Source organism: Chryseobacterium sp. PTM-20240506, assembly GCF_048296755.1.
Taxonomy (GTDB): Bacteria; Bacteroidota; Bacteroidia; order Flavobacteriales; family Weeksellaceae; genus Chryseobacterium; species Chryseobacterium proteolyticum.
In genome coordinates this window covers 43,584-68,424 of the sequence record NZ_CP182581.1, presented here as the reverse complement: position 1 = coordinate 68,424, position 24,841 = coordinate 43,584, and the positions used below count along the sequence as shown (strand labels likewise).

Annotated in this window: 22 protein-coding genes; 13 read left to right on the top strand and 9 right to left on the bottom strand. The window is 34.7% G+C overall.

Annotated features, from left to right (window positions below):
* Nucleotides 1–114: 114 nt before the first annotated feature.
* Together ACNFU2_RS00285 and ACNFU2_RS00280 are read right to left on the bottom strand one after the other, a co-directional pair.
* Nucleotides 115–1,125: a WD40/YVTN/BNR-like repeat-containing protein gene (locus ACNFU2_RS00285; protein WP_418123219.1), complete on the bottom strand. Its 1,011-nt coding sequence runs from the start codon at nucleotides 1,123–1,125 to the stop codon at nucleotides 115–117.
* 81 nt (nucleotides 1,126–1,206) lie between these two features.
* Nucleotides 1,207–2,736 (bottom strand): APC family permease, encoded by a 1,530-nt coding sequence (locus ACNFU2_RS00280; protein ID WP_273647541.1) that lies wholly within the window; start codon nucleotides 2,734–2,736, stop codon nucleotides 1,207–1,209.
* A 177-nt stretch (nucleotides 2,737–2,913) separates the two neighbouring features.
* On the opposite strand from ACNFU2_RS00280, the gene pnuC reads away from it, so the two are divergent.
* From pnuC to ACNFU2_RS00255, 5 genes are all read left to right on the top strand, one after another.
* A complete protein-coding gene (gene pnuC / locus ACNFU2_RS00275) occupies nucleotides 2,914–3,591 on the top strand; it encodes a nicotinamide riboside transporter PnuC (RefSeq protein ID WP_418123217.1) in 678 nt (225 codons plus the stop codon).
* A complete protein-coding gene (locus ACNFU2_RS00270) occupies nucleotides 3,588–4,214 on the top strand; it encodes a hypothetical protein (protein ID WP_418123215.1) in 627 nt (208 codons plus the stop codon). Before pnuC ends, ACNFU2_RS00270 begins: the two co-directional genes overlap by 4 nt.
* 92 nt (nucleotides 4,215–4,306) lie before the next feature.
* Nucleotides 4,307–5,074, top strand: coding sequence for a diaminopimelate epimerase (gene dapF, locus ACNFU2_RS00265; RefSeq protein ID WP_418123213.1), 768 nt, complete (start codon nucleotides 4,307–4,309; stop codon nucleotides 5,072–5,074).
* Between the two features lie 34 nt (nucleotides 5,075–5,108).
* The gene (gene mltG / locus ACNFU2_RS00260; RefSeq protein ID WP_418123211.1) at nucleotides 5,109–6,134 is read left to right on the top strand and encodes an endolytic transglycosylase MltG; all 1,026 of its coding nucleotides are present in this window, start codon (nucleotides 5,109–5,111) and stop codon (nucleotides 6,132–6,134) included.
* A gap of 168 nt (nucleotides 6,135–6,302) precedes the next feature.
* Complete coding sequence (locus ACNFU2_RS00255) at nucleotides 6,303–8,822, top strand: TonB-dependent receptor domain-containing protein (protein ID WP_418123209.1); 2,520 nt, start codon at nucleotides 6,303–6,305, stop codon at nucleotides 8,820–8,822.
* Between the two features lie 35 nt (nucleotides 8,823–8,857).
* Here the strand turns inward: ACNFU2_RS00255 and ACNFU2_RS00250 are convergent, their stop codons facing one another.
* From ACNFU2_RS00250 to ACNFU2_RS00235, 4 genes are all read right to left on the bottom strand, one after another.
* Nucleotides 8,858–9,304: an adenylyltransferase/cytidyltransferase family protein gene (locus ACNFU2_RS00250; protein ID WP_273647536.1), complete on the bottom strand. Its 447-nt coding sequence runs from the start codon at nucleotides 9,302–9,304 to the stop codon at nucleotides 8,858–8,860.
* Nucleotides 9,305–9,384: 80 nt separating this feature from the next.
* Nucleotides 9,385–10,407 carry a UDP-glucose 4-epimerase GalE gene (galE, locus tag ACNFU2_RS00245; RefSeq protein WP_418123207.1) on the bottom strand — a complete coding sequence of 341 codons (1,023 nt, stop codon included), beginning with the start codon at nucleotides 10,405–10,407 and terminating at the stop codon, nucleotides 9,385–9,387.
* Nucleotides 10,408–10,427: 20 nt separating this feature from the next.
* The gene (locus tag ACNFU2_RS00240; protein ID WP_418123205.1) at nucleotides 10,428–10,889 is read right to left on the bottom strand and encodes a hypothetical protein; all 462 of its coding nucleotides are present in this window, start codon (nucleotides 10,887–10,889) and stop codon (nucleotides 10,428–10,430) included.
* 1 nt (nucleotide 10,890) lies between these two features.
* The gene (locus tag ACNFU2_RS00235) at nucleotides 10,891–12,015 is read right to left on the bottom strand and encodes a DegT/DnrJ/EryC1/StrS family aminotransferase (protein WP_306611551.1); all 1,125 of its coding nucleotides are present in this window, start codon (nucleotides 12,013–12,015) and stop codon (nucleotides 10,891–10,893) included.
* Nucleotides 12,016–12,101: 86 nt separating this feature from the next.
* Here ACNFU2_RS00235 and ACNFU2_RS00230 point away from each other — a divergent pair, with 86 nt between their 5' ends.
* A complete protein-coding gene (locus ACNFU2_RS00230; RefSeq protein ID WP_418123202.1) occupies nucleotides 12,102–13,706 on the top strand; it encodes a S8/S53 family peptidase in 1,605 nt (534 codons plus the stop codon).
* A gap of 68 nt (nucleotides 13,707–13,774) precedes the next feature.
* Here ACNFU2_RS00230 and ACNFU2_RS00225 read toward each other — a convergent pair whose 3' ends face one another.
* Nucleotides 13,775–16,309 carry a phosphoenolpyruvate carboxylase gene (locus ACNFU2_RS00225; RefSeq protein ID WP_418123200.1) on the bottom strand — a complete coding sequence of 845 codons (2,535 nt, stop codon included), beginning with the start codon at nucleotides 16,307–16,309 and terminating at the stop codon, nucleotides 13,775–13,777.
* 478 nt (nucleotides 16,310–16,787) lie between these two features.
* Here ACNFU2_RS00225 and ACNFU2_RS00220 point away from each other — a divergent pair, with 478 nt between their 5' ends.
* Genes ACNFU2_RS00220 through ACNFU2_RS00210 form a run of 3 tightly spaced genes read left to right on the top strand, consistent with a single transcriptional unit; the run spans nucleotide 16,788 to nucleotide 18,555 of the window.
* Nucleotides 16,788–17,453, top strand: a complete 666-nt coding sequence (locus ACNFU2_RS00220; RefSeq protein WP_418123198.1) for a hypothetical protein — start codon at nucleotides 16,788–16,790, stop codon at nucleotides 17,451–17,453.
* Nucleotides 17,454–17,507: 54 nt separating this feature from the next.
* Nucleotides 17,508–17,912, top strand: coding sequence for a hypothetical protein (locus tag ACNFU2_RS00215; RefSeq protein ID WP_172277804.1), 405 nt, complete (start codon nucleotides 17,508–17,510; stop codon nucleotides 17,910–17,912).
* Nucleotides 17,913–17,949: 37 nt separating this feature from the next.
* A complete protein-coding gene (locus ACNFU2_RS00210; RefSeq protein ID WP_418123196.1) occupies nucleotides 17,950–18,555 on the top strand; it encodes a hypothetical protein in 606 nt (201 codons plus the stop codon).
* A 249-nt stretch (nucleotides 18,556–18,804) separates the two neighbouring features.
* Here ACNFU2_RS00210 and lpdA read toward each other — a convergent pair whose 3' ends face one another.
* Nucleotides 18,805–20,205: a dihydrolipoyl dehydrogenase gene (gene lpdA / locus ACNFU2_RS00205; protein ID WP_418123194.1), complete on the bottom strand. Its 1,401-nt coding sequence runs from the start codon at nucleotides 20,203–20,205 to the stop codon at nucleotides 18,805–18,807.
* 101 nt (nucleotides 20,206–20,306) lie between these two features.
* Between lpdA and ACNFU2_RS00200 the strand changes: the two genes are divergently transcribed.
* The 4 genes from ACNFU2_RS00200 to ACNFU2_RS00185 all read left to right on the top strand — a co-directional run bounded on the left by ACNFU2_RS00200 (nucleotide 20,307) and on the right by ACNFU2_RS00185 (nucleotide 23,385).
* Nucleotides 20,307–20,711, top strand: a complete 405-nt coding sequence (locus tag ACNFU2_RS00200) for a winged helix-turn-helix transcriptional regulator (RefSeq protein WP_418123192.1) — start codon at nucleotides 20,307–20,309, stop codon at nucleotides 20,709–20,711.
* Between the two features lie 115 nt (nucleotides 20,712–20,826).
* The gene (locus tag ACNFU2_RS00195; protein ID WP_418123190.1) at nucleotides 20,827–21,990 is read left to right on the top strand and encodes an iron-containing alcohol dehydrogenase; all 1,164 of its coding nucleotides are present in this window, start codon (nucleotides 20,827–20,829) and stop codon (nucleotides 21,988–21,990) included.
* 206 nt (nucleotides 21,991–22,196) lie between these two features.
* Nucleotides 22,197–22,658, top strand: a complete 462-nt coding sequence (locus ACNFU2_RS00190; protein WP_172277794.1) for a lipocalin family protein — start codon at nucleotides 22,197–22,199, stop codon at nucleotides 22,656–22,658.
* A 70-nt stretch (nucleotides 22,659–22,728) separates the two neighbouring features.
* The gene (locus ACNFU2_RS00185; RefSeq protein WP_273647525.1) at nucleotides 22,729–23,385 is read left to right on the top strand and encodes a GDSL-type esterase/lipase family protein; all 657 of its coding nucleotides are present in this window, start codon (nucleotides 22,729–22,731) and stop codon (nucleotides 23,383–23,385) included.
* Nucleotides 23,386–23,461: 76 nt separating this feature from the next.
* Here ACNFU2_RS00185 and ACNFU2_RS00180 read toward each other — a convergent pair whose 3' ends face one another.
* Nucleotides 23,462–24,814 carry a DEAD/DEAH box helicase gene (locus ACNFU2_RS00180; protein WP_345989477.1) on the bottom strand — a complete coding sequence of 451 codons (1,353 nt, stop codon included), beginning with the start codon at nucleotides 24,812–24,814 and terminating at the stop codon, nucleotides 23,462–23,464.
* Nucleotides 24,815–24,841: the final 27 nt, after the last annotated feature.

Below are 24,841 nucleotides of genomic sequence, written 5' to 3'. Positions count from 1 at the left end.
AAAAATAAAGCCTTAAAATATTCAATAACCTAATTGTATCCAAAATCAATCAAAGGTATACCGAAGAAAATAATAATGGGTAATAAAACTACAGATATCCTCTATACCAAAAATTTAAAATTTTAATTTCATCAGCTGAATCTTGTCTTTACCCGCAAAGGCAACGGAATTTTGATCAATCCACTCACACACATATAAGTTTTTTTCATCAGAAATTTTCCTCCAAGTTTTTCCAAAATCTGAAGAATAACTGATATGCTGATCTCCTACTGCTATCATTTCTTTTCCTTTGGATCCCGGTCTAATTTTTACACAGGTAGTATAGCCTGCGTTCGCACCTGACGCCTGAATCTGCCAGGTTTTTCCCCCGTCATTAGTCGTCGCTATGTTATTGATGTTCTCTTTCTGTTTGGTATAATCTCCTCCGACTGCAACTCCAAACCGGTCATCATAAAAATCTATAGAATACATTCCCTGCGATGGCTCACCCTGAATAAATGGTGTAGTAAAAACATCAAACTTCTCCGTTTTAAGATCTAACCTCAGAATTCGGGAAGATTTACCTCCTGTTGCGATCCACATGTATTTTTTAGTTGAAGCAATGTTTGTATTACTTGCTGCAAAAGCTGCTTCCCCACTGTTTAATGAAATTTCATTCTTTAGCAAATCCCATTTCCCATTTTTAAAAGCAACCAATTTAAGGCGATTACTTGAGTCCGAATCACTGAAAGTAAAAGCAAGATGATCATCCACAAAGTGTAAAGCATCATAAAATGCAGTTTTCACCGTATCCTTATACATTGTTTTTGACTGCATATCTTTTTTATCAATTTTAAAGAAATAAGCAGGACTTCCAACATTAATAGCATAAAAATCATTATTGTTCTGAGCCAATGTTCTGAACTCTAACTTCTGATCCGATAATGAAATCTGTTTTTGATTTTTAAAATTTTTAAGATCAACAAAACCTAATTTAGAATCCGTACCCGCATACCAGATTTTATGATCCCAGACCTGGAGCGCTCTTATGCTTATTTTATCATTAAAAATTGTTTCCATGTTTACTTCCTGGGAAAATGTCAATATTCCCAAAAAACAAAATACACATGCTAGAATATTTTTCATAAAAATTTAATTTGGTGAAAGACAAAAATAAAAAATCCACAACATTCTGTGGATTTTTTATTTTTATTTTTATTTTTATTCTTACAAATCTAGATCAGGTTTTTCCAGTGGCTCTTGTTCCGCTTTAAAGGTTTCTCCGTATCCTCCGTTTTGTAATTTGGAATTTCTTTTACTATAAAGGAAGTAAATAATAAATCCGATGATCAACCATGCGAAAGAATACATTTTAGCCTCTCTACTTAAATTAAAAATCAGATAAACATTAATTAAAATTCCAAGACAAGCGATTAATGGCAATGCCGGAACTTTAAAGTTTCTCTGCAGATTAGGTTCTTTAACCCTCAACACCCAAACAGCTACACAAACCATAGTGAAAGCAAATAAAGTCCCGAAGCTCGTCATGTGAGCAAGATCATTGATCGGTGTTAAAGAGGCAACTACAGAAATTAGAATTCCCAAGATGATTAAGTTCTTGGTTGGCACTCCTGTTTTTGGATTTACTTTTGAAAAAGTTGCTGGGATCAATCCATCTTTAGACATTCCAAGGAAAATTCTTGATTGTCCCATGATCATTACCATCAATACTGAAATCAATCCAACAGTTGCTGCAATTGTAATGATGTAACCAGCCCAGGCCTGACCAGCAATATCAAATGCATAGGCAACAGGAGCTTTGATCGCATCAGGATATTTCCCTAAAGGATTGAAATCCGTATAATGCATCATACCCGTTAATACAAGAGACACCAATATATATAAAAGTGTACAAATGATCAAAGAAGCAATAATAGCAAAAGGAACATCTTTTTTAGGATTGATTGCCTCTCCTGCCTGTGTCGACACCGCATCGAATCCTACATAAGCAAAGAAAATTGCAGAGGCTCCTGCAACAACTCCTCCTATACCATACGCAGAATGGGAAACCCCATTTTCAGTAATAGTAGTCGCTTCAGGAATGAAAGGAACCCAGTTATCCGTATTGATAAAGAAAATACCGGCAATAATAACAAAAATGATTGCTGATACTTTAAGCATTACAATAAAGTTATTCGCTTTTGCAGCTCCCTTTGTTCCTCTCACCAAAATAGATATAACAAATAATACAATCAAAAATGCGGGCAAGTTCATAGAAAAACCGGAATTTCCGGCTGCCCAATAAGTCTGGGGGTCAGTAGTAAGCCATGTAGGCAAATGCAATCCGAACATTTTAAGGAGTTTTCCAAAATAACCGGACCAGGATACGGCGACCGTCATAGATCCCATTGCATATTCTAAAATCAATCCCCACCCGATAATCCAGGCAAAAATTTCCCCTACTGTTCCATAAGCATAAGCATAAGCCGAACCTTCTACAGGAAGTATGGAAGCAAATTCAGCATAACATAAAGCTGCAAATACACAGGCAATCCCTGCAATTACAAAGGAAAGTGCTAATGCAGGTCCTGCATTGTAATAAGCTCCTGTCCCGGTAAGTACAAAAATTCCTCCTCCGATAATTGCTCCGATTCCAATAGCTGTAAGACTCCATTTTCCTAAAACGCGTTTCAGCTCACTTTTCTTAATATCAGCTTCATAAGCGCTCATTGGTTTCTTAACCCAAATTTTTGACATATTTTATTGTTTATTTAAGATTTACGAAAGTATAAAAAATTTACAAATACTAACAATTATTGACAAACTTTCATTATTAAATTTATATTTAAGGATATAAAAAACTGATTAACATACCATTCAACTCATTTTTCATCAATATTGAATTTTTGCTTATTTTTGAACACATTTGAACATATGAATCTATATGACCTCTTTGTAAAACCGTATGAAGACTATACAACCTTACAAATTATGCTGGAAAGCGCAGGAACTTTTTTCGGCATTCTCAGTGTCTATTTCTCCATCAAAAAAAATATTTGGGTATACCCCACTGGTATTATTTCGACCCTTATTTATGTTTATATTCTTTTTAACTTCGGATTGCTGGGCGATTGTATGATCAACATCTACTACACTGCTATGAGTGTTTACGGATGGGTTTTATGGGCAAACAATTCAGAAGATAATGTTCATGTGGAAGTTTCATGGGCAACCAAAAAAGAATGGATCTTTGCCAGCATCCTGTTTGCAGTTAGCTTACTACTCGTTACTTTTATATATTATTACAAACCTTACATAGATAATCATTTTTCCATGGCAGGTGCTAATTTAGGATTGCATCATCTTGATTGGGCAAATTGGCTGGATGTATTTACCACATCTATATTTTTAGTAGGCATGTGGTTTATGGCCAAACAACGCATTGAGAACTGGATTTTCTGGATCATCGGAGATTTTATTTGCATGCCTATGATGATTTTTAAAGGACTTGGAATCACTTCGGTTCAATATTTGGTATTTACTATAATGGCGATCATAGGATTCGTCAAATGGAAAAAAAGTTATAAAGAAAAAAGAAAGATAAAGTCATGAAAAATTTATTAAAATTAACGTTTAGTTTTTTCACTATAGTTAGTTTAACTTCTTGTTTGGCATATTCTGACGGATATGCTGGTGGTTATGGAGATCCGTATTATAATAACGGGTATTATTATGCTCCATCAGGATACTACGGAAGTGGCGGATATTATGGCAATGATGGATATTACTATAGAAATGATATCAATTATTATTACGATAATGGTGCTCCTTATTATTACTATGGGAACAATAATAACAGAAGAAGGGTTTATGTAGAAAGAAGAAGCTCTACAATTACTTCTCAGAGACCTAATAACGGATTACAAAATACACGTACCAATAACAGTAATTATAACAATAGTAATTACAATAACAATAACGGATATATTAACAGAAACAACGGAAATAGCGGTTTCAGAAATAACAACTCCAATAGCCAGAGCAATCAGGGTAGCGGATATAGAAATGTTCCTCAGCAAAATACTGGAAGACCTCAAAATAACAGCGGTTTCAGAAGTAACAGTTCATCCAACTCTAATAGTACAATAAATACAAATAGCGGAAGTGGATTTAGAAGTAATAATACTCAGCAAGATAACTCTAATCGATCAGGCGGAAGCGGATTCAGAAGATAATCATTCTAAATAATAAAAAACGGGCAGTATTTACTGCCCGTTTTTTATTTTAATGTACTAATTTTGTTTGTTTATTTTAATGTAAAGAAATTATGGAATTTTATAAATATCAAGGCACTGGAAACGATTTCGTAATGGTAGATAACAGAGATCTGCAATTTCCAAAAGACAAAGCAATTATCGAAAAGCTTTGCGACCGACGTTTTGGAATTGGAGCGGATGGTCTTATTCTTTTGGAAAATGATGAAAAGTATGATTTCAAAATGGTGTATTACAATTCCGATGGTGGAGAAAGTACCATGTGTGGAAACGGTGGTAGATGTCTTGTTGCGTTTGCTTTTTTCCTTGATATCTTTGAAGCCAAATGTAAATTTATTGCTATAGATGGAGAACATGAAGCAGAAATCCATAATGGTATCATCAAATTAAAAATGATCGATGTTACCAACATTTCCAATGACGGAGCAGATTCTGTAATGGATACCGGATCTCCACATTATGTAAAATACGTCGAAGATTTGGTTACCTACAATGTTTTTGCAGAAGGAAACGGGATCAGAAATTCAGAAAACTATAAAGAAAAAGGTATCAACGTCAATTTTGTTGAAAAAATTACCGATGATGAAATTTTCGTAAGAACCTATGAACGAGGCGTTGAGGATGAAACATACAGTTGCGGAACAGGAGTTACTGCATCTGCTTTAACCTTTCTACAAAAAAACAATCTAATCTCTGTAAAAGTTAAAACTTTAGGTGGAAACCTTAAAGTGTATGCTGAAAAAAACGGAAATTCTTTCCAGAATATTTGGTTGGAAGGACCGGCAAAACAAGTTTTTAGAGGTAAGGTTGACTTGGTTTAAAAAAAACAGACAAATTTTAATCAACTATTAAATAATGAAAAAAACTATTCTCATTATCATACTGCTTGTTGTAGCGGTAGCAGGATTTTTTGGGTTAAGATTTTATAATACATATTACGGTAACAACGTAGAAAAAGAAGGATATGTTTTAATCCCTCATGGAGCAAGCTTTAAGCAGGTCCTTGATTCTATTGGACCGTATATACAAAATAAAGAGTCGTTTGAAAGAGTAGCAAAGGATAAGGATCTGGAACAACATCTCAAACCGGGTCGTTACCACATCCAGAATGGAACAGGAAATACGAATATTGTCAATATGATCAAAGCGGGAAACCAGACTGAGAATACCTTTAGAATAGGAGATTTTGGTGATATGTATCAAATGATCGGTAAAGTCACAAAAAAAACGGAGCTAGATTCACTCAGATTTGTAAAAGATTTCAATACGATTGCAACTGAAAAAGGATATACCAGCGCCGAAGACCTGAAAAAGTATTTTTTTATCGATTCATATAACTTTTTCTGGACAGTAAGTCCTAAAGATTTTTTTAAAAGATTTGAGGATCAATATAATGGTTTCTGGACAAGTGAAAGAAAAAACAAAGAACAGCAGTCCGGGCTAACAAGAGATCAGATTTATGCACTTGCCTCCATTGTCTATAAAGAATCCGGTGGAAAAAAAGATGAAATGAAAACTATCGCAGGACTATATTTAAACCGATACAGAAAAGGAATGAAATTACAATCTGATCCTACGGTGATCTATGCTATTAATAAGCAGACAAATTTTAAAGAGCCAATCAAAAGGGTTTTATATAAACATCTGTCTACGCCCTCTCCTTACAATACATACGCTAATCCCGGTATTCCTCCCGGCCCGATATGTATTGTAGATAAGAACTCTGTAGATGCTGTACTTAACGCAGAAAACAACAGTTATATATATATGTGCGCTGATCCCACAAGGTTTGGCTATCACAAATTCACGGCAAGTGCTGAAGAGCATGCAATCAATGCAAAAGCTTATCAAAACTGGCTTAATTCAAAAAATATAAAATAAAAAGCAAATTTAACTTTATTTTAACAATTTCATAATTAACATCCAGCCTTAAAAAGCGACATATCTATTACAAACAATAAATTAATCGTAATATTTTGAAATTTAACCCATTAATAATTTCATAATATTAGGAGTTATCCCTTCACGATTTTACACAAACAACACCTTATGAATCAGACGGAAATTATTAACCTTTTTACAAAAAAAACCTTAGGGCTTACTTTTGTTCTTTCGGCGGCAGCATTTGCTTTCGGACAGGAAAAAGCAGCTATATCAGGGACAATTGTTAGTAAAAACAATCAGCCTGTTCCTTATGCCTCAGTCACCTTCAGCAATAAAGAAAATAAATTACTTAGTGATGCTGCTCTTACTGATGAAAAAGGACAGTATAAACTTGATCTTGCTCCCGGGAATTACGACATCACCGTTGAAGCAATTGATTACAAAAAAAGTGTAGTTAATAAACAAATTGCAGCTGCAGGAAATATCGGCGCCTTATCCATTGAGCCTGAAAAAAGTGCAACCAACCTTAAAACGGGAGATATACAGGGTGTAACGATTACGGTACAAGCAACAAAGCCCTATAAGGTTGAATTAGATAAAAAAACTTATGATGTAAAAAGTGATTTAACTTCTATTGGTGGAAATTTACAGGATGTATTACAAAACGTACCATCTGTATCCGTAGATCCTGATGGAACTGTAAGCATGAGAGGGAGCTCAAATGTAAGATTTTTGATTAATGGAAAACCGTCAGCTTTATTAGGTATTGATGACGGTGCAAATGCCCTGCAAGCAATTCCAGCTGATCAAATTGATAGGATTGAGGTAATTACTAATCCATCAGCAAAATATGATGCTTCAGGTACAGCAGGTATTTTAAACATCATACTTAAAAAAAATAATAAATTAGGATTTAATGGTAGTGTAATTGGAACTTTAGGGTATCTTCCAAAAACAAATCTTAATGTAAATCTTAGTTGGAAGAAAGGTAATTGGAATTGGTTTTTAAATGGCGGCGGCGGATATCAAGAAGGTAAAAATAAAAATAGAAGTACTACAAATTATACTTCAGGAGACCTTCTATCAGCATATCAAAACAGCGAAAATAAAACCAAATCAAATAATTACAATGCAACAGCTGGAGTAGTATATGATATTTCACCCAAGACCTCGATTAATTTAAGTGGAACGATTAGAACGTTTGATAATACCAATGATAATCCTATAAATTACATTGATACAAACAGAAATGGCAGTAGCGTATTTTCAACAAGAAATTCTATTGGAGCTAATACCAACACCGGTATGCAAGGGGACTTTGGAATTGATCATAAATTTGACGATAAAGGTCAAAATATTTCTTTATCCGTAAGCTTACAACGAAATCAATCCAATAATAATTCTGATATTACAGCAACTACCAATGATATTTTTAGCTCTTTTACAAATACAAAAGTGAAGACATTAAATAAATCATTAGTAGGAAAATTAGACTATGAATTGCCCATTGGTGAGCATTCAACATTTAATGCTGGATACAAATTAGATCACAATGATAATGATTATGATTATTTTGCTCAAAATCAATTATCACAAACCCAACCTCCTACTGTAATGGGCCGATTTACAGGATTATCTAATTACACTGAAACATTTAATGCTTTTTATGCACAATTCAAAAGTAAGATGGGAGCATTCAGCTATCAAGTTGGATTAAGAAATGAGATTTCAAATATAAACTTTTCTTATCCATATAGAAATCCGCAAACTCCTGATGTAAATACTGATGTTATTTTAAATAAAAAGAAAAACTATAATAATCTTTTCCCTAGTATTTTCTTAAGCTATGACATAGCCAAAAACAATCAAATCTTATTAAACTATTCCAGAAGAATAGATAGGCCAAGATCATTTTTTATGATTCCTATTCCGTCGCCTAGTGATGTTAGAAACTTGTTTCAAGGAAATCCAGATTTAAACCCTTCATACATTGACTCTTTTGAACTGGGATACAACTTATCAAAAAGTAAAGTAACCATTAACCCAACGTTATATTATAGAAAGGAGAAAGACAACGTACAATTTGCTATCATTCAAAACCTTGCTGATCCTGGCTCATTTACTTCTACTCCATTTAATGTTGGATCAGAAGATCGATATGGTTTAGATTTAAATGGTACTTATGATCCTTTTGCCTGGTGGAAAATAATGGGGAACGTGGACCTATTCGGATATAAAACTAAGGGGGATCTTTTTATAGATGGTAATTTCATCCAGTCTTATGATGGTACTGGATTTTCGAGCAGAGCCAGATTAGCCAATACGTTCAAGTTAGATAAAACATTTAGTATTCAAGTTCAAGGAAATTTCCGAGGCGCACAAAAAAATGCAAGTCAGGAGACAAAATCTATTTACTTTTTTAACTTAGGAGCAACCAAAACTATTTGGAAAGGAAATGGAACAATTGCATTTAATATTCAAGATATATTCAATACTAGAGCAAGACAAGTAACAAATTTTGGACCCAATTATACAAGAGAAATGTACATGCAATGGCAACCAAGACAATTTTCACTCTCTCTTACATACAGATTCAAACAAGGAGAAAAAGTGGAACAACAGAAAAGAAAAAAAGATATTAATTCTAATGCAGGAGGAGACGACGATCAAGGTGGTCCAATGTAATACAAAAAAAATCCCGATTAATAATCGGGATTTTTTTATTTTGCATTTACGGGTACTTTGCTTTTCTCCGCTTCGAAAATTCTTTTCCTTAAATCGCTGGAGGAAAACCGGTGGTCCCTTTTATTATAATAAATTTCTATTCCTTTTTGCTCGCAGTATTTTTTTCCTGTAAAATCACGGTCCATATAATCGTCTCCTATAATTCTTACGTCTATTACAAAAGATTTCAAAATGTCTTCCAGATCTTCTTCTGTATAGTAAGGAATAATTTCATCTACAGCACTCACTGCCTTAAGCTGAATATATCTTTCTACAATGGTCTGAGTAGGCTTATTTTTATTAGGGCGATCATGGGAGGGGTCAATCTGTAAACCTACAATCAGATAATCGCAAACGGTTTTTGCTTCTTCTAACATTTTTATATGTCCTGCATGAAGTAAGTCAAATGAAGAGAATGTAATCCCTATTCTTTCTGTTTTCATATTAGTCTATTTAAAACTTCGCTAAGATAGAAATCTTTTATTCAATTCCTTTCATAGAGAAATATTTTGTTAATCATTTATTATAAATTTCTTGAGTTCAGGTATTTTTGCCATTCCCAAACTGTTTTTAATGCCTCCTGCAAACTGGTTTCAGCCTTCCACCCCAGCTCACGTTCAGCTTTGTCAGCATTGGCATACGCAACCATAATATCTCCTTCTCTTCTGTCACACATCTGATAAGCAACCTTCACATCATTTGCCATTTCAAAAGCATTCACCACTTCTAAAACTGAGAATCCTTTTCCGGTTCCTAAATTATAAATATCAATAACGGTATTGTTACTAGAATCTGACATTAATTTTTTTAATGCTGCAACATGAGCCTTTGCAAGATCAACAACATAAATGTAATCGCGGATTGGTGTTCCGTCCTCCGTGTCGTAATCATTTCCCCAAATATTTAATTTTTCACGAATTCCTGCTGCCGTCTGCATCACATAAGGAACAAGATTATTTGGAACTCCAATAGGCAATTCGCCTAATTTCCCCGAAGGATGCGCTCCAATAGGATTGAAATATCTTAATAAGGAAATCTTTCTTTTATATGCATTGGCAAAATCTTTAAGGATCTCTTCACCCATTTGTTTAGTTTTACCATAAACGCTCTCCGGCATTTTTAATGGGGTATTTTCATCAATGGGCATTACATCCGCCTGCCCGTAAACCGTACATGAAGAACTGAAAATAAAATTAGAGATCTCTCTCTTCTTAAATTCCTGAAGAATATTGATCAGAGAAAATAAATTATTCTCATAATAATCAACAGGTATAACCTGACTTTCGCCAACTGCCTTAGAAGCAGCAAAGTTGATACATCCGTCAATCTGATGAGCATCAAAAACCTGACTTAAAAGCTCCTTTCTTTTTAGATCAAAGGGATAAAAAACAGGTTTCTTTCCGGTAATCTCTTCTATATTATTTAAAATAAATCTTTCAGAGTTAGACAAATCATCTACAATAACAACATCAAAGTTATTATTAAGTAATTCCACTACAGTATGGGAACCTATATATCCAAGACCTCCGGTTACGAGTATTGCCATTTATGTTTATATTTTGATTTTTATTCTTCTTTTTGTCCTATAAATTCAATGTTATCACATTTTACCTCGTTATATCTGTACTTGTTAATTAGTATGATCAGCCATGTTGTAACACAAATAAATCCAAACAACATTACATATTCAAATAAAGGAATATCTTCTTCCATCTTACCAAATTCTTGTATAAACACAGTAGTCAAAACCCCTAAAAACATTACAATAAGAAGTCCGTAAAATAAGTTTAAAAAAAATAAACTTTTCGATAATTTTAACAAAACCAGGATTAAGCTTATAAAGCTAAATAAAAAGCCAAATGCTAAGATCAACAGCGCAAAATATTTTCCACTGGAAATGCTATCAGACTCACTTTTAAAAAGATTATAAACATCAAAAGTGGCAAAACCAAATATAAAAAGTATACAAAAATTGAATACAATTACAAGAGCATTTAACCACTTATATTTGAATAATCTTTTTTTCATTCTATCCCATAAATTCAAGCACAGCATCCGTAATATACTTCAACTGTTCTTCATCCAATTCTGTATGCATCGGAAGAGAAATCACCTGATCCAATAATTTATCCGTATTTACAAAATCTGCATCATTACTTTCCTGGAAATAAGCTTTTTGCTTTCTTAATGCTACCGGATAATAGATCATCGCAGGAATTTCTTTTTCTGCAAGGAATTTTTGTAACTCATTACGTTTTCCGTTTACTATTCTTAAAGTATACTGATGAAATACGTGGGTTGTGTTTTCGGCTCTTTTTGGTGTTAATATGTTTGGGTTTCCCGCAAAAGCCTCATCGTAATAATCCGCAGCTTTTCTTCTCGCTTCATTATAGGAATCAAGATTAGGAAGTTTTTTCCTTAAAATAGCAGCCTGAATACTGTCTAAGCGAGAGTTCACTCCTACTTCATCATGATAGTACCTTTCATACATTCCATGATTAACAATTCCTCTTAAACGGTGTGCCAGTTCATCGTTATTGGTAAAGATAGCTCCTCCGTCTCCATAGCAACCTAAATTTTTAGATGGAAAGAATGAGGTGGTACCTACCGTAGACATCGTACCTGCCTGTTTTACAGTTCCATCGGAAAACGTATAGTCTGAACCAATTGCTTGCGCATTGTCTTCAATAACGAATAAGTTATTCTCTTCAGCAATTTTCAGAATTTCTTCCATATTAGCACATTGTCCGAAAATGTGTACGGGAATGATCGCTTTCGTTCTCGGAGTAATTGCTTTTTTAATCTGTTCCGTGGAAATTGTGAATGTATCGTAATCTACATCTACCAAAACAGATTTAAGTTTCAATAAATGAATAACTTCTACAGTAGCTGCAAAAGTAAAATCAGCAGTGATCACCTCATCTCCTTCTTTAAGGTCTAAAGCCATCAAAGCAATCTGTAAAGCATCAGTCCCGTTTGCACAAGGAATAACATGCTTTACGTCTAAATAAGATTCCAATTCATTCTGGAAAGACTTCACTTCTGGGCCGTTTATAAAAGCCGCTGAATCCATTACATTTAATACTGCATTATCTACATCATTCTTTATCTTGTAATACTGACTTTGCAAGTCAACCATCTGAATTTTTTTCATAAATAAATATTTCCGTAAAAATAAGGAATTTACAATCCATTCAAAAATTTTATTGATTTTGTTTTACCTTTATACAAAATAACACCATGAAGAAAACTCTACTCTTTTGTTTCTTAACCGGTTACTCTCTGGCTTTTGCACAAACAGCACTGGTATTCGTGTATTTCACTGATAAGCCTAATAAGTCAGCATTTTATGCTAATCCCCTTTCTGAGCTTAGCCAGAAATCATTGAACAGACGAGCGGCTTTGGGAATTCCCCTGAATGATCAGGATGCTCCTATTGAGCAATCTTATATTCAGAATATCCAAAACCTTGGTTTTACAGTTACCGATTACTCAAAATGGCTTAACGGAGTAGCCGTAAATGCCTCTTTAGCTCAGATTGCAACACTCCAGTCACAACCCTATGTCCAGTCAGTAGAAAGTTTTGCAAGAAATGCTTCTGCAGGGATCAAACAGACCAACCCTAATAAATGGGAAAATTTTGACAATACAAATAAAAACCTGACCACATTTGATTATGGTTCAGGCTCAGAACAAATTGATCAGATCAATCTAAGACCTCTTCATCTTGCAGGCTTTACGGGAAATGGTATAACCATCGCAGTTATAGACACCGGCTTTCCGACAGTAAACACAGGCTCTGCTTTTGCCAGATTATGGACCAATAATAAAATAAAGGGAGGGTTTGATTTTGTTACTAAAACTAATGATATTTATAACCCATCACTCAATGTCCATGGCTCTGTTGTTTTAGGCGCAATTGGAGGTTATATTCAGGATATATTTGTCGGTTCTGCACCTGATGCTGATTTCTATCTTTACCGAAGCGAAAATTCCCTTGTAGAAATTCCGGAAGAAGAATTATACTGGATTGAAGCAGCAGAGGAAGCTGATAGAAAAGGGGTCGACCTTATTACTACATCTCTGGGATATACCACATTTGATGATACACGATATAATTATCAGTATTCTGATATGAATGGAAGCACATCTTTTATAGCCAGAGCCGCCGGGATTGCAACAACCAAAGGTATTTTTGTTTTAATTGCAGCAGGAAACTCGGGACAGCTTCCCTGGCATTATATCAGCACTCCTGCAGATAATCCCCAGGTCTTTACAATAGGCTCAGTAGATTCTTCCGGAATCTCATCCGGATTTTCATCTTTCGGGCCTAATACGTTGGGTGTAATAAAGCCAGACGGCAGTACAAGAGGTACTGCTTCTGCTACTGTTTTCAATAATTCAATAACTTCTGCTACCGGAACCTCAATTGCAACACCAATTGCTGCAGGTGGAGTAGCTTGCTTAATTCAGGCTTTTTCTAATATGAACCGAGATCTGATGAAAAATAAATTACGACAAACGGCCTCGTTATATCCTTCCTACACAGATCAGATGGGTTATGGGATTCTTAATTTCGGAAACTTCTATAATGGAACTTTAAACACTTCCGAAGTGGTAAAAAAGCAAAAAGTTGCTATATTTCCAAATCCTGTAAAAAGCATTCTAAATGTCGCATCAGAAGCAGATGTTATTTCATTGGAAGTTTATGATAACCTGGGTAGGCTCATCATCCGGAGCAACCATCAAAAGTCGATTAAAGTTGAGCATTTTCCGAAAGGTACTTATTACCTTAAGATTCAGACAAAAGATAAATCTTATTATGAGAAATTTATAAAAGAATAAACAAAGGCCACTCAAATTGAGTGGCTTTGTTATAACGAGATTAATTATAATAGTTTTGAGATCGTTTGCTAAGCTGAGTTCCTACTCGCATTAATATTTCCAAACAATGATCTTGTTACCAGCTTTTCATAAGCTTCTTTGTTCCCTTCTCCTTTCTGGATCTTCATTAAAGCATATTGCTGGATGCTTAACAAAGGCAATACAATCTTTTCACGGATCTTTACAGATTTTCTTGACAATGGATCTTCTTCCTGAAGCATGGTAAATCCGGTAAGTTCAAGCATGATATCTTTTGAAAGGTTATATTCTTCAAAGAGCACATTCCAGAATGCTCCGAATTTCGGATTGTTTTTAATATAGTAAGTAAGCGGGAAATAAGATTTATTCATACTCATCATAGAGTTTAAAACTAAAGTTTTAAAGAAGTCCGAACCTTTGTATAATTCTCTTACTTCTTCAAACCTTCCCTGCTTTTTCATTTCCTCCATGGCAAAACCAAAACCAAAAAATCCCGGCACATTCTGCTTCAGCTGGGACCACGAACCAACAAATGGAATAGCCCTTAGGTCTTCGAATTTCAATTCGTTCCCGTTTCCTCGTTTTGATGGACGGCTTCCAATATTCGTTTTACCATAGTATTCCAATGTACTCATTTCCTGCAAGTACGGAACGAACATCGGATGTGCTTTCAGATCGGAATATTTTTTATAACTGATCTCTGCCAGTTCACTGATCAGCTTTCTTTCTTTTTCAGTAAGGTCTTTTTTAGAGTTTTTAAATACATCGTTTTCCACTCCCGCCGTTAATAGTTGCTCAAAATTGTATTTTGCCTGCTCTTTATTTCCAAAAATACTGGTTATAGTCTGTCCCTGAATGGTTAGCTCAATTTTATTATTGGCAATGGTATTTCCCTGAGAAGCATAAAAATCATGGGTCTTGCCCCCTCCTCTGGCCGGAGGTCCTCCCCTTCCATCAAAAAATACGACTTTGATCCCCCTTTGTTCGGAAAGTTTAGTAAGAACTTCTTTAGCCTTGTAAATCTCCCAGTTGGCCTTTAAATACCCACCGTCCTTTGTTCCATCGGAAAAGCCCAGCATAATGGTCTGCTGATTACCTCTTTTTTCAAGATGTTTTTTATAAACCGGATTTTCGTAAAGTTCTTTCATTACCTTTTCAGCATTATCAAGCCCTTCCATGGTTTCAAACAAAGGAACAATGTCCATATTGATATTTTCTTCCTGATAACCGCAAATTTTGAAAAATGCATATACATTCATCACATCTTTCACAGCATCGGAATTGGATATAATATAACGGTTCATTCCTCTCATACCATTCAATTGCTGAATTTCAGCAACTTCTGAAACAGTAAGCAAAGTATCCTTTACAATGCCTTCAAAATCATCAGCCTTAACTGTTTTTAAATCCTGAATTAATCGGTTGAATTTTTCATTATGATCAGCTTCCTTATCTCCATATAATTTTGCAAAAACTTCATCTATAACCTGCTGATGGATCCTGCTGTCCTGACGAATATCTAATGTGGCGAAATGGGTCCCGAAAATTTTAACCCGGTCTTTGAAATTCACGAGAAGATCTAAAAATAATGAGTTATGTTCCCGTATAAGAAAATGTTCTGCTTCATCTGCCCTTTTCAGGATATCTTCAGTGGTAATTTTGTGGTTATTAAAAATAGCCGCATACAATTCATCATTAAGCTGTTGTAAAACTTCCGACACGCCTCTGAAACTTAAACGTCTTCTGATAAATTTTAAATGGCTGTAATAAGATTTTAAAATTGCAGAACGAAGTTCTTCAGCGACTCTTTTGGTAACATCAGCCGTTACAAAAGGGTTACCATCCCGGTCTCCTCCCGGCCAAAAACCAAGCTGTATGATATCTTCATGCAAATGAAAATGTCCGTTTCCGAATGTTTTTCTGATCTTGGTAAACAATTCACCAATGGTATCGTAATACACATAGCGTAAATAGGAAATGATACTCAATGCCTCATCAATAGGAGTCGGTTTTTCTTTATTAACAAAAGGAGTTTTTCCCAGCTGCTGAAGAAGCATATCAATATTGGTAACAGAATCAGTGGTAATCGCTGACCTTAAATCCTGAATGATCCTCTGTACAGAACTTGGATAAAATTGTGTAGGGTGAGCGGTGAACACAACCTTTACTGTAAAATCCCTCAACTTTTCACGAACTTTTTCAAGTTTATGATCCTGCTGGGAGCGCTCAAAAAGATTGGTTACCGTTCCATTATCGCTCTCCGAATGTAGATTCGGAAAGGCAGCATCTTCAATACTGTCAAATAAAACTACCTGCCTTTCGATATATTGTATGATTTTAAAAAGCAATTCCAGTTTCTGTTCCTCAGTATGCAGGTCGGTATGGCTTTTAAAAAACTCCTCTACGATTTCTTCAGGGGTCTTTCCGGCCTCGTAACCGTTTTTGCTTTCTTCGTATAAAAATGGGAGTAACATCCCGATATTGGTCATTTTATCATAAGGCAAACTCATAAATAATGAATTGTAGATCTGGAATTTATTTTCTACAATCTGCCTGAATTTCTCTGCGCGTTGGTCATGTATCATATAACAAATGTAAGCGATTTTGAAATTAATTTAATTGACAAATGACAAAAATTAAGACCAAAATGCAAAAAAATAATATTAATTTTATAAATACTTTTGCAGAATAAACACATAAATTAACCATGAACTATCTTTGGAAAAGATTCAACTAAATTATTCTTATTTTTTTTAATTATTATTTCTTTATTAGGAACATTTTACAAACACATTTCTTTTGGTTGGGGATTGGGAGATCTAATAGGATATGCTATTTTATACTTAACAACAATTATCCATTTAATTTTTACTTTAATTTTTAGAAAAAAAAGCAATTCATTTCATGCTATTCTCACTTTGATTTTTTTAATTCAAACTATTATAATTGTTTTAAAAGCTACTATTTGGCGCGGTTCTGAATATCCTTGGAACGGAAATGTTTTTTTATGAATCTCGTGTAAATTGAGTTTAAAATGTATATTCGCAAAAAATTTAACCAGAAATGAAATTCGGAATTATTTTTTATGCAATTTTAGGAAGTTTAGCTTTATTCATAGGTATTTATTTACTACAATATTTTATTCCTCTTTCTATTATTTTTTTCATTGCTTCATTCATCAATGGCGTTTTCATTTATAAAGAATATTCTTTTCATAAAAGTGATAAAATTGAATATGATGAAAATTCAGTTCCTGATGAAATTATAATCAAATATTCGCGTTCGGGTAGAATTATTGCTATTGCCACTTACGGTATATTTGTGATTCTAGGTTTGTTTTTTCTTTTAGGTTTTAAATTCAAATTTAACGGAGCTGCAATATTTATATTATGTATACTTCTTGGATTTACTGGCTATTTTATGTTCAAAATAATTTCAGAGATCAAAAAAATATCACAAATTATCATTTCTATTAATGGAAAAGGGATTCAGATAAAAAATAATACTAGGTATTTGTGGAGTGAAATTCAACTTGAAAAGATTATTGTAAAGCGTTTGGTGAGCCGTGAATCTAAACATGATTATAAGCCTGAAATAAATTATTTATACTTTTTCCACAACAATGAAAAAATAGAAATCAACATTGATGATTTTGATATTACAGATGGTCAGCTTGCACAAGTTTTGAAAATATTCAGAGGTCGTTTTAATAATTCAAGTATAGTATAGTTTTGATTACCAAATATTAATACCTAAATTTACTCTTCACACTATCCATCATCCATGAAAAAAATATTTACTTTTTTACTCGTAGCCCTTCTCTTCATCTCATGTGAAAAAGATTGTTATAATGCTCCTCTGCCGATTCTTTTTAAGTTTGTGGATTCTAATGATGAAAATCTTATTGCCAATGGAACATTGACAACTTATTCAGTTCAGGACGAAGATAACAATAGCGTACAACTATCCAAAACATCTGACAATATGATCATTGTAGAAAATGTAGGTGCTTATAATGGAACAAAAAAGTATAAATTCTTTTCTAATATTAAAGACTTAGATTTTTCAATACAGTCATCAGAATTTAATGGAGGGTGTGATGGCTATCAAATCAATAAATTAACGTTTACAGGTATAGATATTGATGTAACTGCTGAAAAAGGATATTATAAAATTGTATTGGAATAATTCTCTTTCTTAAATTTGCACCGGAAACACATTCTGTATGAAAGTAATCATCGCATTTTCCCTGATTCTCTCCAATCTGCTTTACAGCCAGATCAAGGTTCCTGATGATTATAAAAAAATTCCTGATATTCTCGATACGGTAGAATACCTTTACCCGTTCATTGTTCCTGATAAAGACTATGCTTACTGGCGCGTTCTGAGCAATGATATGGACTATGAAAAATCAGTACTCTATGAAAGCCAGGCTCCTGACTTTATGACCATCAATGAACCTGTTCCTGAAAAAGGTTTTTTCCAGAAATGTATTGGGAACAACTGCTTTTCATATATTCTTGCGTGCAAAAACGAAAGGTCTATTTATTTTTCCAATGAACAGCAACTGAGAGATTTTATCGGAACAGTAGACAATCTTCCGGAGGCTATTTTACTGGCAAAAACGTATGGGTATTCTGTGGATACAAGTAACCGATTTACCGGATCATATAAAATTGAAGACCGCCATATTTCAATGTACCTTATGCAATCAAAGGGTTGTCCGGCTGTGAAAGAATCTTTTTGGGTTAAAATCAATAGAAAAACCGGAAAACTGGAGGCAAAAAGCAATGGAGTATACACGAAGGATGAAAACTGTACTTCTTTGTAACTGAATTTTAAAAAACGCCAAGGCGCAAACTAATTTAACAAGATACAGCTTTAAGGCGCGAGGATTTTATCTGCGATAAAATTTATAAACTGCTATTTTAAACCATTAAGATTTTTTAAGTTGATGAGGATAGTTAAGGGAATAGCTAAAGCTATTTTTTTGCAAGATGCTTTTTTTCATCTAAGATGAATCTTAATTATTCTTATGCCCTTCACAGATCTTAATGGTTAAAATTTTAGCATGATTACTTTATATATTAATTGCTCCTTGTCCTGAAGCAATTAGGTAAGCCTCTTTTAAAGTTTCAGAATAGGTAGGATGTGCATAGGAAATACGGAACATGTCCTCTGCTGTCACTTCATATTCCTGGGCTATAACCCCCTGGGCAATTAAATCCGCTGCCCTTGCTCCAATAATGTGAACTCCTAAGATCTCACCATATTTAGGATCTACCAGTACTTTTGCAAAACCTTCCGTATCCATTGATGCTCTGGCCCTGGCACTGGCCGAGAAAGGAAAAGATCCTGACCTGTATTCGATCTGATTTTTTTTAAGATATTCTTCTGTAAATCCAACAGATGCCACTTCCGGCCAGGTATACACCACTGAAGGAATACGGTCATAATGGATATGGCGATTCTGGCCATTGATTGTTTCTGCAACAAGAACCCCTTCTTCCTCCGCTTTGTGGGCCAACATTGCACCACCGATAACATCACCTATTGCATAAATAGTAGAAACTGCTGTGCAGCATTTTTCATCTACTTCAATAAAACCACGGTTATTAACCTGCACCCCTGTATTTTCAAGTCCTAACCCATCTGTGTAAGGTCTTCTTCCCACCGCCATCAATACATAATCTCCTTCCAGCTCATTTTCTTTTCCGTCTTGATCACGAAAAAAAACTTTTGCCGAAGCTCCCAAATTTTCCGCTTTATAAACAGACTGGTTAAGATGTATTTCAATTCCTTCTTTTTTAAGAATCTTTTGAAGGCTCCTGCCCAACCCGTGATCCATTGTGGAAATAAGATGATCCGCGTATTCAAGAATGGTAACTTTAGTCCCTATTCTGCTAAAAATAGAGGCCATTTCAACACCGATTACCCCACCACCGATAATTATCATCGTTTTAGGCTTTTCCTGAAGAGAAAGAGCTTCGGTAGAAGTGATTATTCTTTTCTTATCAATTTCAATCCCGGAAATAGTTGAAGGCTTGGAACCTGTTGCAATGATATAATGTTTAGCCACAACAGTTTGTTCACCTTCCTTTCCGCTGATCTGTATAGTGGAATCATTAATAAATCGGGCCATCCCCTGAATATGGGTGATTTTATTTTTATTCATTAAAAATTCAAGCCCGGAAGTATTTTTAGTTACGACCTCCGATTTCCTTTTATACATCTGGCTAAAATCAAGATTAATTTCATTGAGCATAATTCCATGGCTACCAAACCCGTGCTGTGCTTCTGCGTAGTGATGGGTACTATCCAGTAATGCTTTTGTAGGAATACAGCCAACGTTTGTACATGTACCTCCCAATGTTGTATATTTTTCTATGATTACAGTTTTATAACCCAGTTGTGCACTTCTGATTGCAGCTACATATCCACCAGGGCCAGAGCCTATTACAGCAACGTCATAATTTTCCATTGATTTATTAATTTATTTATAATTAAATTTGCTTGCAAAATAAAAGTAAAATTAAATAAAAACTTTCATTTTGCAAGTGTTTTTTTTTTTCAATTAAAATTATGAGTAAAAAAAGATCCGACTGCCCTATCAGCTCTTCCCTTGAAATATGGGGAGATAAATGGTCCCTGCTTATCATCCGTGACCTTATGCTTCATAAAGAATGTACTTACGGAGCTTTTTTGAAAGCAGAGGAAAAAATAGCCACCAATATATTAGCCTCGAGGTTACAACATTTACTGGAAAACGGTATTATTGATAAAAAAGATCATCCTGAAAATAAATTAAAAGTCCTTTATTCTCTCACTGAGAAAGGAATTGACCTCGTCCCTATCATCGTAGAGATCAATCTTTGGGGCGATAAATATTTATCAACACCTCCTGATAAAGTAGAGATGCTGAAAAGAATAAAAAAAGATAAAGAAAAGTTTATAGAAACTGCCAAAGCGTACCTGAAAGGAAAATGATACAATTCCCATACACTAATAGTTTTCATAAAACAGAATCATAATAATTTTAAAACTCCATTAACTCAGTTTTCACTTTGCATTCCGTAAATTTGGGTAAAATAAATTTACACTAATGCTCAATTTCGAATTTAAAAATCCAACCAAAATACTTTTTGGAAAAGGTGAAATCGCTAAAATTTCAAAAGAAATTCCTGCTGATGCCAAAATATTAATGATTTACGGAGGTGGAAGCATTAAAAGTAACGGCGTTTATGATCAGGTAAAAGAAGCTTTAAAAGATTATGAAGTGCATGAATTCGGGGGTGTTCCAGCTAATCCGGAATACGAGGTACTTATCAATGCACTGCAGGTGATCAAAGAGAAAGGAATTACTTTTCTCCTGGCAGTAGGTGGCGGTTCGGTTATTGACGGAACGAAATTTCTTTCCGCGGCAGCCAACTACCATAGTGAGCCTTGGGAAATCCTCACCAAACCGGTAAGAACCTTTGAAGGAGAAGGGATGCCTTTCGGAAGTATTCTGACTCTTCCTGCAACAGGTTCCGAAATGAACTCAGGATATGTTATTTCAAGAAGAGAAACTAACGAAAAATTATCCACAGGAGGTCCCGGTCTTTTCCCGCAATTTTCAGTTTTAGACCCGGAGGTTGTACGATCGATCCCTAAAAGACAAATCGTTAATGGAATTACTGATGCATACACGCACGTTCTTGAACAATATATGACGGCTCCATCTTCTGCAGACCTGCAGGAAAGAATTGCAGAAAGTATTTTGATCAGTCTTCAGGAAACGGCTCCAAAAGTAATGGCCGACAATTTTGATTATGATGCTGCCGGAAATTTTATGTGGTGCTGTACAATGGCCCTAAATGGTCTGATCCAGAAAGGAGTAATCACAGACTGGGCTGTTCATGCTATGGGTCATGAATTAACAGCGTATTATGGCATTGATCACGCGAGAACTTTAGCCATTATTGCCCCATCTCATTACCGGTATAATTTTGATTCCAAAAAAGGAAAACTGGCACAATATGCTGAAAGAGTTTGGGGAATTAAAGAAGGAAGTATTGAGGAAAAAGCAGAAGCTGGTATTAAGAAGCTGGAAGAATTTTTCCATAGCTTAGATATCCAGACTAAACTCTCGGAATATACCCAAGAATTTAAAGGAACTGCTGAAAGAGTGGAAAAAGCTTTTACAGACAGGAACTGGCTAGGTCTGGGAGAATACAAAAAGTTAACTCCTCAGGATGCTTATAAGATCGTAGAAATGAGTTACTAAACAGATTTGAGGCTGGAAGTCAGATAATGGGAAGTTATTTGAATGATCAATTCCTTCATTTTAAAATATATAAATTCTAATCTTTTCTGACTTCCAACTTTTAATATAAAATTATTTTATTTGTAAACATTTGTTTAAAAAACCTTAATTTCATTATCTATATTTCAAATTTATTTATATTTTAGCATATTCTTAAATTTGTGAAAATGAAAAAACAACTACTTTTATTTGCCTTTTCAGCGCTAGCGCTTACTTCGTGTGAAGATGACAACATGCAGGCTTATGAACTGGATATGATGAAAGGAGAATGGAAGACAAGTAAAACAGAAATTATCTCCGGAAAAGACAATAAAACTGTACTTGCCTCTGATACTCCCAGCGGATGTAGTACCAAAAATACTACCGTGTTCAGAACCGATTATTTTACTTCATATACTTCTTATGCCGGAGTTGGTGCAGATTGTCAGCAGAATGGATTAAGTGAAGGAACCTTTAAATATGATACAGACTCTAAAGATCTTACCATAACCTATGGAAATAGTGGGGAACTAAAATACAGAGTTGCGATTTTAAATAGTACGGAACTTAAGCTCCAACAGCTTTTTGGCAATATAGATATCAATGGAGACCAGGTTGTAGATATCGCCTACATTACCTATAAAAGATAAAACCACACTCCCGAAAAGTTCGGGAGTTTTTTTTGAGACGGGTTTTCAATAACTAAAAATTATTAAAAAAATGAAGAAGATTTTATCAGCATTCTTATTGCTGTCATTTGCCATTTTCTTTTCACAGGAAAAAAAACCGATGTTCTGGCAGGACATTCAAAATTTCAAAAAATTAGATAAGGAAACTCCACCACCCAAAGATGCTATTCTTTTAATCGGCAGCTCATCTTTTACAAGATGGACAGATGTGGCGAGTTATTTTCCTGGTAAGGTAATCATCAACAGAGGATTTGGTGGCTCAAGGTTAACAGACCTGAATGCCTATGCTGATGATCTTCTCGCTCCTTATCAACCCAAACAAATCATCATTTATTGCGGGGATAATGATTTTGCAGATAATCACGATTTAAAAGCAGATGTGGTTGTCAAGCGTTTTAAAACTTTCTATAAAAAGATTCGTCAAAGGTTTCCTAACATAGAAGTCGATTACATTTCAATTAAATTTTCGCCCAGCCGGGAAATTCTCTGGCCACAAATGAGAGAAACCAACAAACAGATTGCCGCCTTCATGAAAAAGGAAAAAAATGCTGAATATATTGATATCACTAAGGCAATGGAAGATGCGAATGGAAATGTAAGAAGAGATATTTTCCTTGAAGATATGCTTCATTTAACTCCGGAAGGAAATAAGATCTGGGCAGATGTGATAAGACCTTATATGAAATAGCAGTTGTTAACAGAAGATACCTTCTCCACATCCGCAAACAAAAAGCTTCATCTTAACCGATGAAGCTTTTTGTTTATTATTTCTTTCTTTTTGATTTCGAAATTGCTTTCTGCTGTGCCCTGTTAGCCCCAAATTTCTTTGGTGCTTTTCTTTTAGAAGGTCCACCCCAGTTTTCCTTTTTATTCTTATCTTTTTTCTCATGGAAAGCTCCACCTCCTTCGTAAAGCTTCACCTGTGCCGGATTCTTCATTATAATCTGGTCTTCTTCAGATGCAATCTTCTTAGGGTTGATTTTTACTTCTTCAGGGAAATCTATAAATTTCAGCTCTTTATCCATCAAAAGCTCGATATCCAGTACCAATGGCTCTTCTTTTTTAGTAACAAAGGTAACAGCTTTACCATTTTTATCCGCTCTACCTGTTCTACCAATTCTATGGATATACTGTTCAGGAACTTCAGGAGTCTCAAAGTTGATGACATGGGTAATATCTGAGATATCAAGCCCCCTTGCCATAACGTCTGTAGTGATAAGACCTCTTATTTCTTCATTTTCAAAGCGTTTCATCGCTTTCAATCTATAGTTTTGAGATTTATTGGAGTGGATAACATCAAATTGTCCGGGGAAAAGTTCCTCAATCTTTGTAAATAACAAATCGGAGTTCTTCTTATTATTGGTAAAGATCAGAACTTTAGACATTTCAGCGTCACTTTTTAGTAAATGCTCCAGTAGATTGATCTTCGTATTGAAATTTTCAACTTTATATCCTGTCTGTTCTATCTTTTCCAGAGGAGTTCCGGACTTTGCCAATGAAATTTCTATAGGATGGGCAAAATATTCATCCAGCATTTCATCTACAGCTTCCGTCATTGTAGCAGAGAAAAGAATATTCTGTCTTTTCTCTTTCATCATTTCAAAAATATGAGTCAGTTGTGGTCTGAAACCTAAATTAAGCATTTCATCAAACTCATCAATGATCAGCTTCTGAACTTCTTTAAGAGAAATTGCGTTATCAATTGCCAGATCCATTACCCTTCCCGGAGTTCCTACCAAAATATCACATCCGTTATCAAATAAAAGCTTCTGTGTATTGATATTTTTTCCTCCGTAAATTCCGATAACTCTTGCGGTAATATTGGCGGTTAACTTTTCAAGAATTTCAGTTACCTGTACCACCAGCTCCCTGGTAGGAACCAATACCAATACCGTTGGATTTCCACTTTTGTTATACTTCCAGGTCTTAAGAACCGGTAAAAGATATGCTAAAGTTTTTCCTGTTCCGGTTTGGGCAATTCCCATTACATCCCTACCCGAAAGTATCGGGCTGATACTCTTTTCCTGAATAGGAGTAGGTTCAAACAGTTCCAAATCTGCTAAAACATCAAGAATTTTTACCGGCAGGCCAAAATCTGCAAAAGTGAGTTTTTCCATTTTGCAAAGATAGGTATTAAAATGTAC

Bases quoted from the DNA above. Each gene is read 5' to 3' on its own strand.
- ACNFU2_RS00215 (WP_172277804.1), top strand. From the start codon at position 17,508: ATGAAAAAAATATTTACTTTTTTACTCGTAGCCCTTCTCTTCATCTCA.
- ACNFU2_RS00270 (WP_418123215.1), top strand. From the start codon at position 3,588: ATGAAAAATTTATTAAAATTAACGTTTAGTTTTTTCACTATAGTTAGT.
- ACNFU2_RS00250 (WP_273647536.1), bottom strand. From the start codon at position 9,304: ATGAAAACAGAAAGAATAGGGATTACATTCTCTTCATTTGACTTACTT.
- ACNFU2_RS00285 (WP_418123219.1), bottom strand. From the start codon at position 1,125: ATGAAAAATATTCTAGCATGTGTATTTTGTTTTTTGGGAATATTGACA.
- ACNFU2_RS00190 (WP_172277794.1), top strand. From the start codon at position 22,197: ATGAAAAAACAACTACTTTTATTTGCCTTTTCAGCGCTAGCGCTTACT.
- pnuC (WP_418123217.1), top strand. From the start codon at position 2,914: ATGAATCTATATGACCTCTTTGTAAAACCGTATGAAGACTATACAACC.
- mltG (WP_418123211.1), top strand. From the start codon at position 5,109: ATGAAAAAAACTATTCTCATTATCATACTGCTTGTTGTAGCGGTAGCA.
- ACNFU2_RS00195 (WP_418123190.1), top strand. From the start codon at position 20,827: ATGCTCAATTTCGAATTTAAAAATCCAACCAAAATACTTTTTGGAAAA.
- ACNFU2_RS00180 (WP_345989477.1), bottom strand. From the start codon at position 24,814: ATGGAAAAACTCACTTTTGCAGATTTTGGCCTGCCGGTAAAAATTCTT.
- ACNFU2_RS00220 (WP_418123198.1), top strand. From the start codon at position 16,788: ATGAAATTCGGAATTATTTTTTATGCAATTTTAGGAAGTTTAGCTTTA.
- ACNFU2_RS00280 (WP_273647541.1), bottom strand. From the start codon at position 2,736: ATGTCAAAAATTTGGGTTAAGAAACCAATGAGCGCTTATGAAGCTGAT.
- ACNFU2_RS00255 (WP_418123209.1), top strand. From the start codon at position 6,303: ATGAATCAGACGGAAATTATTAACCTTTTTACAAAAAAAACCTTAGGG.
- galE (WP_418123207.1), bottom strand. From the start codon at position 10,407: ATGGCAATACTCGTAACCGGAGGTCTTGGATATATAGGTTCCCATACT.
- ACNFU2_RS00200 (WP_418123192.1), top strand. From the start codon at position 20,307: ATGAGTAAAAAAAGATCCGACTGCCCTATCAGCTCTTCCCTTGAAATA.
- lpdA (WP_418123194.1), bottom strand. From the start codon at position 20,205: ATGGAAAATTATGACGTTGCTGTAATAGGCTCTGGCCCTGGTGGATAT.
- dapF (WP_418123213.1), top strand. From the start codon at position 4,307: ATGGAATTTTATAAATATCAAGGCACTGGAAACGATTTCGTAATGGTA.
- ACNFU2_RS00185 (WP_273647525.1), top strand. From the start codon at position 22,729: ATGAAGAAGATTTTATCAGCATTCTTATTGCTGTCATTTGCCATTTTC.
- ACNFU2_RS00240 (WP_418123205.1), bottom strand. From the start codon at position 10,889: ATGAAAAAAAGATTATTCAAATATAAGTGGTTAAATGCTCTTGTAATT.
- ACNFU2_RS00235 (WP_306611551.1), bottom strand. From the start codon at position 12,015: ATGAAAAAAATTCAGATGGTTGACTTGCAAAGTCAGTATTACAAGATA.
- ACNFU2_RS00230 (WP_418123202.1), top strand. From the start codon at position 12,102: ATGAAGAAAACTCTACTCTTTTGTTTCTTAACCGGTTACTCTCTGGCT.
- ACNFU2_RS00210 (WP_418123196.1), top strand. From the start codon at position 17,950: ATGAAAGTAATCATCGCATTTTCCCTGATTCTCTCCAATCTGCTTTAC.
- ACNFU2_RS00225 (WP_418123200.1), bottom strand. From the start codon at position 16,309: ATGATACATGACCAACGCGCAGAGAAATTCAGGCAGATTGTAGAAAAT.